The sequence below is a fragment of the Stenotrophomonas sp. YJH_SMC_20 genome, assembly GCF_059367845.1.
The window spans coordinates 366,840-383,779 of the sequence record NZ_JCAFRG010000004.1; the positions used below are offsets into that span (position 1 = coordinate 366,840).

Annotated in this window: 17 protein-coding genes; 12 read left to right on the plus strand and 5 right to left on the minus strand. The window is 66.2% G+C overall.

The annotated features are described in order from the left end of the window. Positions 1 to 2 precede the first annotated feature (2 nt). The 6 genes from ftsX to AC5P6A_RS10075 all read left to right on the plus strand — a co-directional run bounded on the left by ftsX (position 3) and on the right by AC5P6A_RS10075 (position 5,473). Entirely contained in the window at positions 3 to 950 is a 948-nt protein-coding gene (gene ftsX, locus AC5P6A_RS10050) for a permease-like cell division protein FtsX (RefSeq protein WP_227844015.1), read from the plus strand. Between the two features lie 7 nt (positions 951 to 957). Further along, positions 958 to 1,800, plus strand: a complete 843-nt coding sequence (locus tag AC5P6A_RS10055) for a response regulator (protein ID WP_346474643.1) — start codon at positions 958 to 960, stop codon at positions 1,798 to 1,800. After that, positions 1,797 to 2,510, plus strand: coding sequence for a uracil-DNA glycosylase (gene ung, locus AC5P6A_RS10060; protein WP_099559903.1), 714 nt, complete (start codon positions 1,797 to 1,799; stop codon positions 2,508 to 2,510). The genes AC5P6A_RS10055 and ung overlap by 4 nt, the downstream gene beginning before the upstream one ends. A gap of 278 nt (positions 2,511 to 2,788) precedes the next feature. Beyond that, the gene (gene rpoH, locus AC5P6A_RS10065) at positions 2,789 to 3,664 is read left to right on the plus strand and encodes an RNA polymerase sigma factor RpoH (protein WP_019660835.1); all 876 of its coding nucleotides are present in this window, start codon (positions 2,789 to 2,791) and stop codon (positions 3,662 to 3,664) included. A gap of 348 nt (positions 3,665 to 4,012) precedes the next feature. Beyond that, the gene (locus AC5P6A_RS10070) at positions 4,013 to 4,984 is read left to right on the plus strand and encodes an RHS repeat domain-containing protein (protein ID WP_227844016.1); all 972 of its coding nucleotides are present in this window, start codon (positions 4,013 to 4,015) and stop codon (positions 4,982 to 4,984) included. A gap of 6 nt (positions 4,985 to 4,990) precedes the next feature. Next, a complete protein-coding gene (locus tag AC5P6A_RS10075) occupies positions 4,991 to 5,473 on the plus strand; it encodes a DUF2247 family protein (RefSeq protein ID WP_021203248.1) in 483 nt (160 codons plus the stop codon). A 149-nt stretch (positions 5,474 to 5,622) separates the two neighbouring features. Here the strand turns inward: AC5P6A_RS10075 and purD are convergent, their stop codons facing one another. Then, entirely contained in the window at positions 5,623 to 6,906 is a 1,284-nt protein-coding gene (gene purD / locus AC5P6A_RS10080; RefSeq protein ID WP_171952565.1) for a phosphoribosylamine--glycine ligase, read from the minus strand. A gap of 61 nt (positions 6,907 to 6,967) precedes the next feature. Beyond that, complete coding sequence (gene purH / locus AC5P6A_RS10085) at positions 6,968 to 8,551, minus strand: bifunctional phosphoribosylaminoimidazolecarboxamide formyltransferase/IMP cyclohydrolase (protein ID WP_180877943.1); 1,584 nt, start codon at positions 8,549 to 8,551, stop codon at positions 6,968 to 6,970. 223 nt (positions 8,552 to 8,774) lie between these two features. On the opposite strand from purH, the gene AC5P6A_RS10090 reads away from it, so the two are divergent. From AC5P6A_RS10090 to AC5P6A_RS10115, 6 genes are read left to right on the plus strand one after another with little or no spacing between them, the layout of a single operon-like run. Beyond that, on the plus strand, positions 8,775 to 9,392 hold the full coding sequence (locus AC5P6A_RS10090; RefSeq protein ID WP_155030210.1) for a CDP-alcohol phosphatidyltransferase family protein: 618 nt from the start codon (positions 8,775 to 8,777) through the stop codon (positions 9,390 to 9,392). 34 nt (positions 9,393 to 9,426) lie between these two features. Next, positions 9,427 to 11,178, plus strand: coding sequence for a bifunctional alpha/beta hydrolase/class I SAM-dependent methyltransferase (locus tag AC5P6A_RS10095; RefSeq protein ID WP_346715056.1), 1,752 nt, complete (start codon positions 9,427 to 9,429; stop codon positions 11,176 to 11,178). Continuing rightward, positions 11,178 to 12,506 carry a phosphatase PAP2/dual specificity phosphatase family protein gene (locus tag AC5P6A_RS10100; RefSeq protein ID WP_346715057.1) on the plus strand — a complete coding sequence of 443 codons (1,329 nt, stop codon included), beginning with the start codon at positions 11,178 to 11,180 and terminating at the stop codon, positions 12,504 to 12,506. Before AC5P6A_RS10095 ends, AC5P6A_RS10100 begins: the two co-directional genes overlap by 1 nt. Further along, positions 12,503 to 12,940, plus strand: coding sequence for a hypothetical protein (locus AC5P6A_RS10105; RefSeq protein WP_058978822.1), 438 nt, complete (start codon positions 12,503 to 12,505; stop codon positions 12,938 to 12,940). Before AC5P6A_RS10100 ends, AC5P6A_RS10105 begins: the two co-directional genes overlap by 4 nt. Before the next feature lie 13 nt (positions 12,941 to 12,953). Beyond that, positions 12,954 to 13,583: a lysophospholipid acyltransferase family protein gene (locus AC5P6A_RS10110; protein ID WP_021203255.1), complete on the plus strand. Its 630-nt coding sequence runs from the start codon at positions 12,954 to 12,956 to the stop codon at positions 13,581 to 13,583. Then, on the plus strand, positions 13,580 to 14,575 hold the full coding sequence (locus AC5P6A_RS10115; RefSeq protein WP_021203256.1) for a phosphatidate cytidylyltransferase: 996 nt from the start codon (positions 13,580 to 13,582) through the stop codon (positions 14,573 to 14,575). The genes AC5P6A_RS10110 and AC5P6A_RS10115 overlap by 4 nt, the downstream gene beginning before the upstream one ends. 130 nt (positions 14,576 to 14,705) lie before the next feature. Here the strand turns inward: AC5P6A_RS10115 and fis are convergent, their stop codons facing one another. The 3 genes from fis to prmA form a co-directional block, all read right to left on the minus strand. Continuing rightward, the gene (gene fis, locus AC5P6A_RS10120; RefSeq protein WP_005419706.1) at positions 14,706 to 14,981 is read right to left on the minus strand and encodes a DNA-binding transcriptional regulator Fis; all 276 of its coding nucleotides are present in this window, start codon (positions 14,979 to 14,981) and stop codon (positions 14,706 to 14,708) included. Positions 14,982 to 15,095: 114 nt separating this feature from the next. After that, complete coding sequence (locus tag AC5P6A_RS10125; RefSeq protein WP_180877947.1) at positions 15,096 to 15,866, minus strand: DUF3426 domain-containing protein; 771 nt, start codon at positions 15,864 to 15,866, stop codon at positions 15,096 to 15,098. Positions 15,867 to 15,908: 42 nt separating this feature from the next. Continuing rightward, on the minus strand, positions 15,909 to 16,829 hold the full coding sequence (prmA, locus tag AC5P6A_RS10130; RefSeq protein WP_026347109.1) for a 50S ribosomal protein L11 methyltransferase: 921 nt from the start codon (positions 16,827 to 16,829) through the stop codon (positions 15,909 to 15,911). Between the last annotated feature and the right edge of the window lie 111 nt (positions 16,830 to 16,940).

A 16,940-nucleotide genomic window follows, 5' to 3' on the forward strand; every position in this document is an offset into this window, starting at 1 on the left:
CGATGGCGAAGAACGAAAACAGCGAAGCCGCCGCCCCGTCGCGCGTGGGCGTCTGGTTCCAGCACCACGTGCACAGCGTGGTGTTCAGCCTGGGCCGCGCCTGCCGCAAGCCGTGGGCGACCCTGCTGACCGTGATGGTCATGGCGCTGGCCCTGGCGTTGCCGCTGGGGCTGTCGATCGCGCTGGACAACCTCAAGCAGTTCGCCGGCAGCGTGCAGCAGTCGCGCGACATCAACGTGTTCCTGAAGGGCAACATCGATGGTCCCGGCGCGCTTCGCCTGGCCGGCCAGCTGCGCGACCGCGATGACGTGGCCGAAGTGAATGTGCGCACACCCGAGCAGGGCCTGCAGGAACTGCGCGATGCCGGCCTCGGTGAGGCGATCGATGCGCTCAACGACAATCCGTTGCCCTCGCTGCTGGTGATCACCCCGGGCCAGGGCAAGGACGACGCACGCCTGGCACGCGCGCTGGAAAGCCTGCCCGAGGCCGATCTGGTGCAGCACGATGCGCTGTGGCGCCAGCGCCTGGACGCCTGGCTGGCGTTCGGCGCGCGGCTGGTGCAGGTGCTGTCGGTGCTGCTCGGCGCGGGTGCCGCGCTGGTGGTCGGCAACACGGTGCGCCTGGACATCCAGGCGCGCCGCGAAGAGATCGGCGTGCTGCAGCTGCTTGGCGCCAGCGATGGCTTCATCCGCCGCCCCTTCCTGTATCTGGGTGCGTGGTATGGCCTGGGCGCAGGCGCGGTTGCACTGGCCCTGATCGGCGCCGCCGGTGCCGCGCTGCGCGTGCCGCTGGCCGAACTCTCGCGCAGCTACGGCAGCCCGTTCGTGCTGCATGGCCTGGACCTGCTGCATGGTGGCCTGGTCCTGCTCGGCACGCTGCTGCTGGGCTGGCTGGGTGCCTGGCTGGTGACCGGCCACTTCCTCCGCCAGACCCGCCCGACCGATACCTGAGACCGGCATGCAACCGCAAGCGCTGAAGCACCTTGAAGGGCCCGCGACGCGGGTGATGGTGGTCGATGGCTCGAAGCTGGTCCGCAAGCTGATCGCCGACGTCCTGCAGCGCGACCTGCCGGGCGTGGATGTGATTGGCTGCGACAGCATCGAAGACGCGCAGCAGGCGCTGGCGCAGGGCCCGGTGGACCTGGTGACGACCTCGCTGACCTTGCGTGATGGCGACGGCCTGGCGCTGGCGCGCATGGTCCGCGAAGCGGCCGGACAGGCCTATGTGCCGGTGATCGTGGTTTCCGGCGACGCCCAGCAGCACCTGGAGCAGCGCCGCTTCACCGAGTACGTCACGGACTATTTCGACAAATCCCTGGGCCATGAAGCGCTGGCGACCTTCATCCGTGGCTATGTGCAGCCGCAGACCATCCCCGGCGCCACCATCCTCTATATCGAGGACAGCCGCGTAGTGGCCGAGGCCACCAAGCGCATGCTCGAGCGGCAGCAGTTGAACGTGCTGCACGTGGTCAGCGCCGAAGAGGCCTTCACCCTGCTCACCGCCGAGTCGCTGGGCCGCAGCCGCCACCGCATCGACCTGGTGCTGACCGACGTCACCCTGAAGGGCGAGCTGAGCGGCCGCGACGTGGTGCAGCGCGTGCGCGTGGACTTCGGCTACGGCAAGCGCCGCCTGCCCGTGCTGGTGATGACCGGCGACGGCAACCCCCACAACCAGACCGGGCTGCTGCAGTCCGGTGCCAACGACCTGGTGCTCAAGCCGATCGAAGAGCGGCTGCTGGTCACCAAGGTGCTGTTCCAGCTGCGCCTGGCTCGATTGAATGATGGACCTTTGTTGCGATGATCGATGAAGTAACCGACACCCCGACGATCCAGCTGGAACCGAGCTGGAAGCAGCACGTCGGTGAGTACCTGTTGCAGCCGCAGATGCGCGAGCTGTCGGCCTTCCTGCGCCAGCGCAAGGCCAGCGGTGCGGCGGTGTTCCCGCCCGGGCCGCAGATCTTCGCAGCGTTTGACGCCACGCCGTTCGAGCAGGTGAAGGTGGTGATCCTCGGCCAGGACCCGTACCACGGGCGCGGCCAGGCCCACGGCCTGAGTTTCTCGGTACCGCCCGGCGTGCCGGTGCCGCCGTCGCTGCTGAACATCTACAAGGAGATCGAGAGCGATCTCGGTATCCCGCGCCCGGACCACGGCTGCCTGATCCCGTGGGCGCAACGGGGCGTGCTGCTGCTCAATGCCGTGCTGACGGTGGAGGAGGGCAAGGCCGGCGCGCACCAGGGCCGTGGCTGGGAAGGCTTCACCGATCATGTGGTGGACGTGCTCAACCGCGAGCGCGAAGGCCTGGTGTTCATGCTCTGGGGCGCCTACGCGCAGCAGAAGGGCAAGGTCATCGACACCCGCCGCCATCGCGTGCTGAAGGCCCCGCATCCGTCGCCGCTGTCGGCCCATCGTGGCTTCCTCGGCTGCCGCCATTTCTCCATGGCCAACGAGTACCTGCAGCGCCGCGGCCAGGCCCCGATCGACTGGTCGCTGCCGCCGCGCTCGGCGCTCTGAGCGCCGGCGAGTGGCCGGGCCTGAACGCCGGACAACGTTCCCCGTCCTGAATGGGCCTCCGGAACGGCGCGTTCAGCTCCGCTTGACCGGAATCAGCAGGTTTTCAGTGGGTAATTGCTTGAATTCCAAGGGATTGTGAATCCCGAAAAGCGTGCTCGCCACTGTCATCAAATCGCGCTACGGTAGGGCTCTGTTTGGGACCAGTGTTGCATCAATGGGATGCTGGAACTTTTTCCTCCTTTAGCAGTCCAAATCCCGGACTGCTAAGATGGGTGCCTATGAGCCAGAACACCTCTACTGCCCTTGTGGCAAACAATCTCCCGATTCCCAGTGCGCTCGGTTCGCTGGACGCCTACATCGGTGCCGTGCACCAGATTCCGGTGCTGTCGGTCGATGACGAACAGGACCTGGCCCGTCGCTTCCGCGACGGCAACGATCTGGACGCCGCCCGCGAGCTGGTGCATTCGCACCTGCGCTTCGTGGTGCACGTGGCCCGCGGCTACAACGGCTACGGCCTCGCCCTGGGCGACCTGATCCAGGAAGGCAACATCGGCCTGATGAAGGCGGTCAAGCGCTTCGACCCGGACATGGGCGTGCGCCTGGTCTCTTTCGCCGTGCACTGGATCCGTGCCGAAATGCACGAGTTCATCCTGAAGAACTGGCGCATCGTGAAGGTCGCCACCACCAAGGCGCAGCGCAAGCTGTTCTTCAACCTGCGCAAGTCGAAGACGCGCTTGGGCTGGATGAACGCGGCGGAAGTGAGCGCGGTGGCCAAGGACCTGAACGTGTCCGAGCGCGAGGTCATGGAAATGGAGTCGCGCCTGTCCGGCCGCGATATCGGTTTCGATGCGCCGTCCGACGAGGACAACGAACACGCACCGCCGTCGCCGGCTGCGTTCCTGGTTGCCGATGATGAAGACCCGTCGATGGCTTACGAGCGCGAGGACAGCGAAGACAACCAGATGCAGCTGCTGCGCGAAGGCCTGGCCGAACTGGATGCGCGTTCGCGCGACATCATCCGTCGTCGCTGGCTGGATGCCGACAGCAAGGTGACGCTGCAGGAGCTGGCCGACGAGTACGGCGTGTCGGCCGAGCGCATCCGCCAGGTCGAGGCGAACGCGCTGAAGAAGATGAAGGCGCTGTTCACCGCGTAAGGCATGGATCTTAGGTTCGGTTCCTATTTCCGGACCCGTTCTGATGAAAAGCCCCGGCGTTGGTCGGGGCTTTTTTGTTCGGCCGGCATGGCAGTTGGTAATGCAGGCCGCTGATCGGCTGCTTCAGTAGTACCAGCCCATGGCTGGCAGTCATGCGCTTCCGGTGGCCGTTCAAGCCCTCGCGAGGTTTATAGCCAAGGGCCTGGTCCAATTCAGAATGGTCCCTTTGGCCTCAGTCCTGGAGTTGGACTCCGATGACTGCCTTCCTGTGCTATGAATGCCAAGCCTTGCTTCAAGGCTCTTTCATGGATTGGAATGATGCGCAGGTTCGGGGGAACTGCAGGCGGTGTGTCCACCCGCTTCGGGGCATTTGAAGGTCGAACTCGCAAGCTTGGTGTCATAGGCGCCTGGCTGTGCTGCTTGCTGCTGATGGGCCTTGGCCTGTCACCATCCGCAATCGCCCAGACAACGATCACATACATTCACACTGATGCCCTCGGCTCGGTTGTGGCCGAAAGCGATGCCAACGGCAACGTCATCAAACGATATGACTACGAGCCCTACGGGGCCGTGGTAGGCGGTCAGGTCACGGATGGACCTGGGTACGCCGGACATGTGAGTGACTCGGCCACAGGGCTGAGCTACATGCAACAGCGCTACATGGATCCACAATTGGGTGTGTTTTTGTCAGTGGACCCAGTCACCGCTCACCAAAAGCCAGTTGAGCAGTTCAATAGGTATCGGTACGCGAACGGGAATCCCTACAGGTTCGTCGATGCGGATGGAAGGCAGGCCGCAGAGCGATTCGTTGAGCAGCATCGGAGGGATATTGCTGCCGGAAATGGCGCCGTATACGAGCCGATGAGACCGGCCGCAATCGCTGTTACAGCGGCAATGGCTGCCCCAGTGCTGATCGAAGCTGGCATGGTTGCGATGGCCAATCCAAGTGTCATATCAGCAGCTACCAGTATCGCTGCTGATATCGCAGGAGTTACAGGTGCCGGTGGAGCAGGTGTGGCGGCATCCAAAGCTCTGAGTGTTGAAGGTCGGGCACTTCTGAATTCCCGACCTGTGGGAAGTGCACTCAAAGCCGACGCTGGGCACAATTCGGCGACCTTTATGCGAGAGACGGCTGCAGAAGCGGGTGTTCATACTCCGTTGACAGGGGGTGACGGCGTGGTCCGCACTCTGACGCAGCTGCCAGGTGAACTCAATGGAAAGGCCGGTCGATTTGAATACATAGTCGACAAGGCTGGCGACTTGACCCATCAAAGATTTGTGGAAGGTGGCAGCATGAACGGAATACCAAACAAGAAGTGAGTGCCCATGAGAACGTATGACTCTATTCAACCCTATGGACCCTGGAATCAGACCGAGGTGGCATGGGCACTGGGGCGCCATCTGATTGACTTTGAGGTTGTGAAGCACTGCGCGTCGGAGCAGAAGGAACTGGAAGGGAAGTTCAATCTGAACGCCTTGATTGAAAGGCTTGAAGGGGTTCTTCCCGATGAGCGTAATAGCGTAGCTGCGCAGTTGGCGGCATTCGATAAGAACTCAAACGAGGATGAGATTCTCAGAAGATGGCTTGTTGCATTTCTCGCGGACGCCTACGCCAAGCGCGATGAGATTGCTGATCCGCTCGGAGAGGTTGAGAGGATCTACGCTGATTTTGATTACCCGGAGTCTCTGGAGAGCTTTGTCAGGTACATGCCAGCTTCTGATGGGTATGATCCGTCTGCTCACTCACATGAGCAGAACGTTGCGCGGCTCTTCGAGAACTGGAAACGTTATCTTGACTCGGCGAAATAGCGGATTCACTCAGCGTAATTTCCTTCGCTTGACGTGCGTCGCCTCTTCCCGAAGCGCACCGTCCCGGCTTCCATGCCGAGGACGGTGAAGACTCCCAGAATCCGTGATCTGGTTCCATGCAGGAGGCTGCGTGGTGGATCTATCAGGCCTTACCCCTCACGCGCGATCGCGCGCCAGCCGATGTCGTTGCGGTGGAATTCGTTGGCCCAGCTCACCTTGGCTACGCCGGCATAGGCATTGGCCTGCGCGTCGCGCACGCTGTCGCCCAGTGCGGCCACGCACAGCACGCGGCCGCCGGCGCTGACCACCTGGCCCTGCGCATCCAATGCGGTACCGGCATGGAACACCTTGGCAGCGGCCGGCACGTCGTCCAGGCCGGAAATCACGTCACCGGTGATCGGCGCTTCCGGGTAGGGCTTCGCCGCCAGCACCACGCCCAGCGACGGGCGCGCATCCCACTGTGCCTCGATCTGGTCCAGGCGGCCATCAATCGCCGCTTCCACCAGGTCCACCAGATCCGACTGCAGGCGCAGCATCACCGGCTGGGTTTCCGGATCGCCGAAGCGCACGTTGAATTCGATCACCTTCGGTGCGCCGCTGGCATCGATCATCAGGCCGGCGTAGAGGAAGCCGGTGAACGGGATGCCGTCGGCGATCATGCCCTGCACGGTGGGATTCACCACCTCACGCATCACGCGGGCGTGTACTTCCGGGGTGACCACCGGCGCCGGCGAGTACGCGCCCATGCCGCCCGTGTTCGGGCCGGTGTCGCCGTCGCCGACGCGCTTGTGGTCCTGCGAGGTGGCCATCGGCAGCGCATGCACGCCATCGACCATCGAAATGAAGCTGGCTTCCTCGCCGTCGAGGAACTCCTCGATGACCACGCGCGCGCCGGCATCGCCGAAGGCGTTGCCCGAGAGCATGTCACGCACGGCGTCCTCGGCTTCGGCCTGGGTCATCGCAACGATCACACCCTTGCCGGCGGCCAGGCCATCGGCCTTGACCACGATGGGGGCGCCCTTCTCGCGGATGTAGGCCAGCGCGGCGTCCACGTCGGTGTGCACGGCGTAGAACGCGGTGGGGATGTTGTGGCGGGCCAGGAAGTCCTTGGCGTAGGCCTTGCTGCCTTCCAGCTGCGCGGCGGCTGCGGTCGGCCCGAAGATGCGCAGGCCAGCGGCGCGGAAGTGGTCGACCACGCCGGCCACCAGCGGTACTTCCGGGCCAACCACGGTCAGCGCCACGCCTTCAGCCTGGGCCAGCGCCAGCAGGCCCTCGATGTCGGTCACCTTCACCGCCACGTTGCGGCACTTGTCTTCGCTGGCAGTACCGGCGTTGCCGGGCGCCACGATCACTTCGGTGACACGGGAGGACTGGGCCAGCTTCCATGCCAGGGCGTGTTCGCGGCCGCCAGAGCCGATGACGAGGATCTTCATGGGACAGGGTTCTCGGGTGCGGAAAAGAAAAGCCGGGCAGGGCCCGGCTTGGTGATGCGGATCAGTGGCGGAAGTGGCGCACGCCGGTGAACACCATGGCCAGGCCATGTTCGTCAGCGGCGGCGATCACTTCGGCATCGCGCATCGAACCACCCGGCTGGATGACCGCCTTGATGCCGGCGGCAGCGGCGGCATCGATGCCATCGCGGAACGGGAAGAACGCATCGGAGGCCATCACCGAACCTTCCACCACCAGGTTCGCATCGGCGGCCTTGATGCCGGCGATGCGGGCCGAGTACACGCGGCTCATCTGCCCGGCACCGACACCGATGGTGCGGTTGTCCTTGGCATAGACGATCGCGTTGGACTTCACGAACTTGGCCACCTTCCAGGCAAACAGCAGGTCGGTGAACTGCTTGTCGGTCGGTGCCAGCTTGCTGACCACCTTCAGCTCGTCGCGGGTCATGCCGCGGTTGTCCGAGGACTGCAGCAGCAGGCCCGAGCCGACGCGCTTGCTGTCGAAGTTGTTCAGGCCATCGCCATGCGGGATGCGCAGCACGCGCACGTTGGCCTTCTTCTGCGCGTACTCCAGCGCGGCCGGCTCGTAGTCCGGGGCAATCAGCACTTCCACGAACTGGCGGTCCAGGATCACCTTGGCGGTGGCGGCGTCCAGCGGCGTGTTGAAGGCGATGATGCCGCCGAAGGCGCTGGTCGGGTCGGTGGCGTAGGCCAGCTCGTAGGCATCGCCGTTGCCGGCACCGACGGCCACGCCGCACGGGTTGGCGTGCTTGACGATGACGCAGGCCGGCGCATCGAACTGGCGCACGCATTCCCACGCCGCGTCAGCATCGGCCAGGTTGTTGTAGCTCAGTTCCTTGCCCTGCAGCTGCTGGAACGTGGCCAGCGTACCCGGCACCGGGTACAGGTCGCGGTAGAACGCGCCGCTCTGGTGCGGGTTCTCGCCGTAACGCAGGTCCATCACCTTCACGAAGGTCGAGTTCATCTGTGCCGGGTACTCGGCACGCACCGGCACGGCGGCGTCGGTGGCGGTGACCGCCGACAGGTAGTTGCTGATCGCCGCGTCGTACTGGGCGACGCGGTTGAACGCGGCCACCGAGAACGTGAAGCGGGTGGCGGCCGACAGCTGGCCGTCGTTGGCGTCCAGCGAGGCCAGCAGTTCGGCGTACTGCGACGGATCGGTGGCCACCGCCACGCGGGCGAAGTTCTTGGCCGCCGAGCGCAGCATGGCCGGACCGCCGATGTCGATGTTCTCGACCGCGTCGGCCAGGGTGCAGTCGGCCTTGGCGGTGACCGACTCGAACGGGTACAGGTTCAGCACCAGCAGGTCGATGGCACCGATGCCATGCTCGGCCATCACCGCATCATCCAGGCCGGAGCGGCCCAGCAGGCCACCGTGCACCATCGGGTGCAGGGTCTTGACGCGGCCGTCCATCATTTCCGGGAAACCGGTGACCTCGGCCACGTCCTTCACAGCCAGGCCCGCATCGCGGATCGCCTTGGCGGTGCCGCCGGTGGACAGCAGCTCCACGCCGCGTGCCGCCAGCGCAGTGGCCAGCTCGACCAGACCGGTCTTGTCGGAAACGGAGAGGAGGGCCCGGCGGACGGGCAACAGATCAGCAGTCATGGGACAGAATCGGCAGCGGAGCGGGGCCGATATTGTAGGCGGTGGGGGCCCGTGGCGGGCGCTGGAAGGGGTAATTTGCCGTGGCAATCGGCGTAAGGCCGGGTCGGGCACACCGATCCGGCCCGATCCGGAGTCTGGGCTGCGGACCAGAGCCGGGTTGTCGGAATCTGCCAACGATGGGGTAGGCTGTGCCCGCACTGCCAAGGATCAGCGGGTACGGATCATGTCGATCTATGCATTGAAGGGACGTTTCCAGGACCTGTTGCGTCCAGCCGTACGCGGTCTGTTCCGCATGGGGATCACTGCCAATACGGTGACCGTGGCCGCTGCCGTGGTCTCGCTGCTGGTGGCCGCGGCCGTGTGGCGCTGCGCGCCTGCCCAGCCTCTGCTGTATCTGCTGCTGCCGTTGTGGATGCTGCTGCGCATGGCGCTCAACGCGGTGGACGGCATGCTGGCGCGCGAATTCGGCCAGCAATCGCGGCTGGGCGCCTATCTGAACGAATTGTGCGATGTGATCGCCGATGCGGCGCTGTACCTGAGCCTGCTCAGCGTACCCGGCGTGCGCCCGGAGGCGCTGTGGCTGCTGGCCTGGACGGCGGCGCTGAGCGAGTACGCCGGCGTGCTGGGGCTGATGGTCGGTGCCAGCCGCCGCTATGACGGCCCGATGGGCAAGAGCGACCGCGCCTTCGTGATCGGTGCGCTGGGCTTGCTGCTGGCCTTCGGCTGGGGCGGTGCACTGACGGCCAGCGGCGTGGCTGCAGCCATGGCAGTGTTGTGCGTGCTGACGATGATCAACCGCGTCCGTCGCGGACTGCGGGAAGCGGCGGTTTCGCCGAATTAATCAAGCAGATACAAAAAGACAATCAGGAGATTGCATGCGTCAGGCGCAGGAACGGGAATTCCACAGCTTCGACCAGGTACCGCTGTTCTACCGGTACTGGGCGGGCACCACCGCAACCCCGGCCACCAAGGCCATCGTGCTGCTGCACCGCGGCCACGAGCACTCCGGCCGGGTCACCCACCTGGTCGATGAGCTGGACCTGCCCGACACCGCCTTCTTCGCCTGGGATGCGCGCGGCAATGGCCGTTCGCCGGGCGCACGTGGCGATGCACCGGGCTTCCCGGCGCTGGTGCGCGACCTCGATAGCTTCATTGCCCACATCGGTGCCGAGCACGGCATCGCGGTGGAAAATATCGTGGTGATCGCGCAGAGCGTGGGCGCGGTGGTCGCCGCGACCTGGGTGCACGATTACGCGCCGCGCCTGCGTGCGCTGGTGATGGCTTCGCCGGCGTTCAAGGTGAAGCTGTACGTGCCGTTCGCGCGCCCGGGCCTGGCCTTGATGCAGAAGCTGCGCGGCAACTTCTTCGTCAACAGCTATGTCAAGCCGCAGTGGCTGACCCATGATCCGGCGCGGGTGGAAAGCTACCGTACCGATCCGCTGATCACCCGGCCGATCTCGGTGCGCGTGCTGCTGGGCCTGTACGAAGCGGCTGACCGCATCGTCGCCGATGCGCAGGCCATCAGCGTGCCGGTGCAGCTGCTGGTGTCCGGTTCGGACTTCGTGGTGCACCGTGGCCCGCAGGATCGCTTCTATGAACGCCTGTCCAGCCCGATCAAGGAGCGGGTGCATCTGCCGGGCTTCTTCCACGACACGCTGGGCGAGCGCGATCGGGCACCAGCACTGGCGCGCATCCGCAGCTTCATCCAGGCGCGTTTTGCCGAGCCGCTGCGCGAACTGCCGCGGCGTGACGCGCACCGTCATGGACCGACCTTCGAGGAATCAGAGATCCTGGCGTGGCCACCCGAACGCAACAGCCTGGCCGACCTGCGCTGGCGCGTGGTGCGCGGCGGCCTGCGCTTCGGTGGCACGCTGTCCGAAGGCATTGCGCTGGGCCTGCAGACCGGTTTCGATTCCGGCAGCACGCTCGACTACATCTATCGCAACGAAGCGCGCGGCAAGGGCCCGCTGGGCCGCATGGTCGACCGCAATTACCTGGACGCAATCGGCTGGCGCGGCATCCGCATCCGTGGCCAGCACCTGCAGGATCTGCTGCGCGATGCTGCCCAGCGCCTGCGCGGGCAGGGCACGCCGGTGCGCGTGCTGGACGTGGCCGCCGGCCATGGCCGCTATGTGCTGGAAGCGCTGGGCCAGGGCGAACAGCGCGCCGACCGCATCGTGCTGCGTGATTTCAGCGATCTGAACGTGACCCAGGGCCAGGCCTTGATCGAGCGCCTCGGTGCAGCCGACATCGCCCACTTCGAGCAGGGCGATGCGTTCGATCCGGCGCAACTGGCGGCGGTGGACCCGGCGCCTACGCTGGCGGTGGTATCGGGCCTGTACGAACTATTCCCCGACAACGACGCCGTGCTGCGCTCGCTGCAGGGCATCGCCGCAACCGTACCGGTGGGCGGCTACCTGGCCTACACCGGCCAGCCCTGGCACCCGCAGCTGGAATTCATCGCCCGCGCGCTGACCAGCCATCGAGGCGGCGCCGCGTGGGTGATGCGCCGCCGTACCCAGCAGGAGATGGATGAGCTGGTGCGCCTGGCCGGGTTCGAGAAGGTGGCGCAGCGCATCGATGACTTCGGCATCTTCACCGTGTCGCTGGCGCGCCGGACCGCGTGATGGCGACGCTGGCCGCAACCCCACTGGCCGCGGAAGGGCGCCCCTGGCGGCGCGCCCTGCTGTGGCTGGTTCTGCTGGGACCGTTCTTCTTCGCCAGCTACGGCTTCGCCAACTGGATGGCTGGTCGCCATCCCGAACTGCCGGTGATGGCGTTCGCCTGGGAGACGCGCATTCCCTTCGTGCCGTGGACGATCGTGCCGTACTGGTCGATCGACCTGTTCTACGCGGTCTCCTTCTTCCTGTGCCGTCAGCGCCTCGAACTGGACCGGCATGCGCTGCGGCTGTTCAGTGCACAGCTGATCGCGGTCACCTGCTTCCTGCTGTGGCCGCTGCGCTTCAGTTTCGAGCGGCCGGAGATCGGCGGCGTGTTCGGTTGGCTGTTCGATGTGCTGCTGGGCTTCGACAAGCCGTTCAACCAGGCGCCATCGCTGCACATCGTGCTGCTGATCGTGCTGTGGGTGAAGTTCGCGCAGTACCTGCACGGCGTGTGGCGCTGGGTGCTGCATGTGTGGGCACTGCTGATCGGTGTCTCGGTGCTGACCACGTTCCAGCATCATTTCATCGATATCCCGACCGGCCTGCTGGCCGGCTGGCTGTGCGTATGGCTGTGGCCGGAGCAGGGTACGCCGCCGCTGCGGGCCTGGCGCACGGCGCGTGATCCAAAGCGCTGGCGCCTGGCCTCGTTCTATCTGCTGGGCGCGGGGGTGCTGCTGGTGCCGGTGGTGGTGCTGGGGGGCACGGCGCTTTGGCTGCTGTGGCCGGTGGTGTCGCTGCTGCTGGTGGCGCTGGCCTATGCCGGGCTGGGTACGGCGGTGTTCCAGAAACGCGCCGATGGTCGCCTGACCGTGGCCGCGTGCTGGCTGCTGGCGCCGTACCTGGGTGCAGCCTGGATCAATTCGCGGCTATGGACGCGGCGTGTGCCGCAGCCGGTGCCGGTGATGGACGGCGTGTGGCTGGGGCGCATTCCCGACGGCGCGTTGCCGCCGCCACTGTCGGGCGTGGTGGATGCCTGTGCCGAGCTGTCCTGCCGCGCGCCAGGCGCGGCGTACGCCAGTGTGCCGATGCTGGACCTGGTAGTGCCCACGCCGGAGCAGCTGCGCGAGGCAGTCGAGGCCATCGAGCGGCTCCATGCGCACGGACCGTTGCTGGTGTGCTGTGCGCTGGGCTATTCGCGCAGTGCGGCCAGCGTGGCCACCTGGCTGCTGCGCAGCGGTCGTGCGGCCGATGCTGACGCTGCGGTCGCGATCGTGCGTGTGGCACGCCCCGGCATCGTGCTGGGCGCGGCGCATCTGCATGCCATCACCGCTGCAGCAGGAGCGCGCGCATGAGCACCGTTCCCGATCTGGCGACCATGCAGCTGCTGCTGCGGCAGGGGCGTTGGCCGGCATGCCTGTCGCTGGGCCTGTTGCTGGTGGCGTTGCTGCTGCTCGGCATCGAGACGGGGCTGGCGATGATCGCTGCCGGGCTGTTGCTGCTCAGTGTTGCCGCGGGCATCGCACAGGCCTACCACGCGTGGCGTGTGGGGCTGGATGCCAACCTGCTGCAGCTGCTGCGCGATGAGGGCCTGCACGACGAAGCCGCCGCGCGCCGCACCGATCAGCTGCTGCACGACAGTGGCCTGCGCCGTGCCTCGCCCGCTGCACAACTGCGCGGCTGGGATGCGCGTTGGGCCGGCATGCGCCGCCTGCTGCTGCGCCAGTACCTGCTGACCGCAGTGCAGTTCGTACTGCTGGTGGTGGCCGTGTTGTGGCCGCAGACGTGAACGGGAGGGACCGATGCTTGCCGAACTGATTGCCCGCGCCTGCAGTGGCGCGATCCATGTGGTGACCGGCGCCCGCGCGCTGTGGATCGGCTGTGCGCCGTCCAGCGAGCGTCGCGTGTACTACGGCAACCATGCCAGCCATGGTGACTTCGTGCTGATCTGGTCGTCGATGCCACCGGCATTGCGACGGCAGGTGCGCCCGGTGGCCGCGGCCGAATATTGGCAGCGCGACGGCCTGCGTCGCTACCTGATCGACGCGGTGTTCAACGGTGTGCTGGTCGAGCGCGAGGCCGGGCATCGTCAGCAGGATCCGCTGCAGGTACTGCGCGAGGCCGTGGACGAAGACTGCTCGCTGATCCTGTTTCCGGAAGGCACGCGCAATGTGGGCGATGAGCCGCTGCTGCCGTTCAAGAGCGGCATCTACCACCTGGCACGGCAACGACCGGAACTGGAGTTCGTGCCGGTGTGGATCGACAACCTGAAGCGGGTGATGCCCAAGGGCCGGTTCCTGCCGCTGCCGCTGCTGTGCACGGCCACCTTCGGTACGCCGCTGCGGCTGCAGGCTGACGAGGACAAGGCCGCCTTCCTGGCCCGCAGCCGACAGGCGCTGCTGGACCTGGCGCCGAATGGAGGTCGTGCATGAGTTTCGTGCTGGATGTATCTGGCGATCTGGCAACGCAGAGTGTCGGCCAGCAGACCGGCCTGCTGTTTGCCGGTGTGGGGGCGGTGCTGGTGCTGGCCACGCTGGTGGCCGAGACCCTGCGCTGGCGCCAGCGCGGCCAGCCCAGTGCAGTCATCGCCAACCTGGTGTCACGCATCCGCGCCTGGTGGGTGATGGCGATCGTGGTCGGGCTGGCGCTGTTCTTCGGACGTGCCGGGGTGATCGTGCTGTTCGCGATCATCTCGCTGTTCGCGTTGCGCGAGTTCATCACGCTGGCGCCGACCCGCTCGGGCGACTACTACGCGCTGCTGGCCGCGTTCTACATCGTCCTGCCGTGGCAGTACTACCTGGTGTGGATCGACTGGTACGGCATGTACACGCTGCTGATTCCGGTCTATGCGTTCCTGTTCCTGCCGATCCTGTCGACCATCGGCGGTGACACCACGCACTACCTGGAGCGGACCGCGAAGGTGCAGTGGGGCCTGATGATCTGCGTGTTCTGCATCTCGCACGTGCCGCTGCTGCTGAACCTGCACGTGCCGGGCTACGATCCGGCGCGCAACGTATTGCTGTTCGCTTTCCTGGTGATCGTGGTGCAGTCCTCGGACGTGCTGCAGTACATCTGGGGCAAGCTGCTGGGCAAGCATCTGATTGCGCCGAAGCTGTCGCCATCGAAGACGGTGGAGGGCTTCGTCGGTGGCGTGCTGAGTGCCAGCGCGCTGGGCGCAGCGCTGTGGTGGATCACCCCGTTCACGCCGCTGCAGGCGTTCGGCCTGTCGCTGCTGATCAACCTGATGGGGTTCTGGGGCGGCCTGGTGATGTCGGCGATCAAGCGTGATCGTGGCATCAAGGACTGGGGCCACATGATCGAGGGCCATGGTGGCATGCTCGACCGGCTGGATTCGGTGTGCTTCGCCGCGCCGGTGTTCTTCCACGTGGTGCGGTATTACTGGAAGGCGGGCGGCGGCGGTTGATTCTGCCGGCTTCCATCCACGCATGGCGTGGATCTACCGGTAGTGCCGGCCGCTGGCCGGCAACTGCAACATCGTGCCATCGTGCATCATTGGGTTGCCCGCCAGCGGCTGGCGCCACCCACGCGCGCGCTTACGCGCTGATGCCGTATTCCTTCAGCTTCTTGCGCAGGGTGGCACGGTGGATGCCCAGCATCGCCGCGGCGCGGCTCTGGTTGCCTTCGCAGTGGTTGAGCACTTCCACGAACAGCGGGATCTCCATCTCGCGCAGCACGATCTCGTAGACATCGTCCGCATCGCAGCCATCAAGGTCACGCAGGTAGCGGCGCACGGACTGGGCGACGTGTTCACGCAGCGGTGGCCGGGGAGCGCCACGACTGTTGTCAGGACGAGAAAGGACAGCGTTCAAGGGGGTTCCCGATTCGGTTGGCCCGTGCGCGCGGAGCGCGCGGCCGGACGAGGTGGTGGCGGCCAGTCTAGCGCGAGCGTGCCCAGCCTGCCACGGCTGGTCGCCTGCCCCCGGTCAGAGAAAGTCGAAGGTGAATGCGACGGTGGACGCAGCGGGCTCCTGTACCCGGAACGCGATGCGCGCGCTCTGGCCCGGTTCCAGCAGGGCTGCGCCGGGGTTCTCACCCAGGTATTGCGCGGGCGTGAACACGCCGCTGCCGATCACCCGGCCATCGGCATCGGACAATGACAGCCGCAGGTCCGGCCACGCCTGTGCCCAGCGCGCATCATTGCGGATGCTGGCCTGCACCTGCAGCACGCCGGCCTGGCCTGGCAAGGGGCGGATCTCGCGGCTGGTCATGGTGAACGCAGCGGGCTCGTGCCAGGCGGGCAGGCTGCAGCGCAGCACGCCACACAGTGCACCCAGCCATACGCGGTTGCCGGCGTCGGCAGCCAGCCGCGCACGGTCGGCCAGCACACTCTGCAGGACCAGCAACAACGCCAGCCCGGCGACCAGCAGCCAGTGCCAGCGGGGGGCTGGCAGCCTGCGCTGGCGTGCGCTGCCGAGGAAGCTGGGGGCATCGCTGGTGACCGCCGTTGCCTGCACCGCGGCCAGCGCCGGTTCGATGGCTGCAGCTTCAGCAACGATGACAGCGTCATCGTCGTGTCGCATTTGTCTGGCCGGTGGTTGCGCCAGATTGCTGGGCTCGGCCTGCACCTGCTCCACAGGCGTTGTCTGCCCGGTTTGATCCTGCATGCGCGGATCGGACGCAGGCGCAACCTCACCTTCCGGGGTCTTGCGCAGGAAGGTGGCCAGGGGGCGGCGGGGTGGGTTCGGCTCGGACATGCTCAGGGCGCGGGCTCGGATCCAGCGGTCATTCAACCACGATCAGGCGCGGCGCACGCCAGTGATGCGCATCCAGTCGCCGTCCTGGGTGGCCTGCAGATCATCGAACCAGGCCGCGTAGCGCTGCAGCAGTTCGCCTTCCTGACCATGCAGGATGCCGGACAGGGCGATGCGGCCGCCGGCGGCGACGCGTGCGGCCAGCAGTTCGGCCAGCGCATCCAGCGCCGAGGCGAGGATGTTGGCGACCACGATCGGATAGGTCGCGGCCGGTTCGTCCTGCGGCAGGTACACGTGCATGCGGGCCTGTTCGCCGTTGCGTTCGGCATTGTCGGCGGTGGCGACCAGCGCCTGCGGATCGTTGTCCACGCCGATGGCTTCAGCGGCGCCCAGCTTCAGCGCGGCCAGTGCAAGGATGCCTGAGCCGCAACCGAAGTCGAGCACGCGCTGGCCCTGCAGCAGGCCATCCACGGCCAACTGGTCCAGCCAGCGCAGGCACAGTGCGGTGGTCGGGTGGGTACCCGAACCGAACGCCAGGCCCGGGTCCAGCCGTACCACGGCGGCGTCGGCGGCCTGTGCGGCGTCGGGCAGTTCGTGATTCCACGGCACGATCCAGGTACGGCTGCCGAAATCCATCGGCTGGAACTGGTCCAGCCAGGCGCGTTCCCAGTCTTCATCCTCGACCGCGCGGAAGCTGCCGCTGCTCCAGTCCAGTTCTGGATCGAAGGATTCCAGTGCGGCCAGCAGCAACAGCGCGTTGCTGTCGGCGGGGAACAGCGCGCTCAGCACCAGGGTGTCCCACAGCGGGGTCTCGCCCACGCCTGGTTCGAGAATGGCCTGTTCGTTGCTGGTATCGGCCTCGGCATCGAGCAGGGTCACGGCCAGTGCACCCACGTCCTCCAGCGCATTTTCATAGCGGGGCTGGGTGGCTTCGGTGCAGCGCAGGGTCAGTTCCAGGAACGGCATGGTGGTGGGGGCAATCGCAGGAAAGGGGGCCATGCTAGACCATCGGAGCGTCTCCGTATTGCCTGAGATGCTGTGCCTGTCTGAACGAAGCCCGTTCAGACAGGCCCGTCG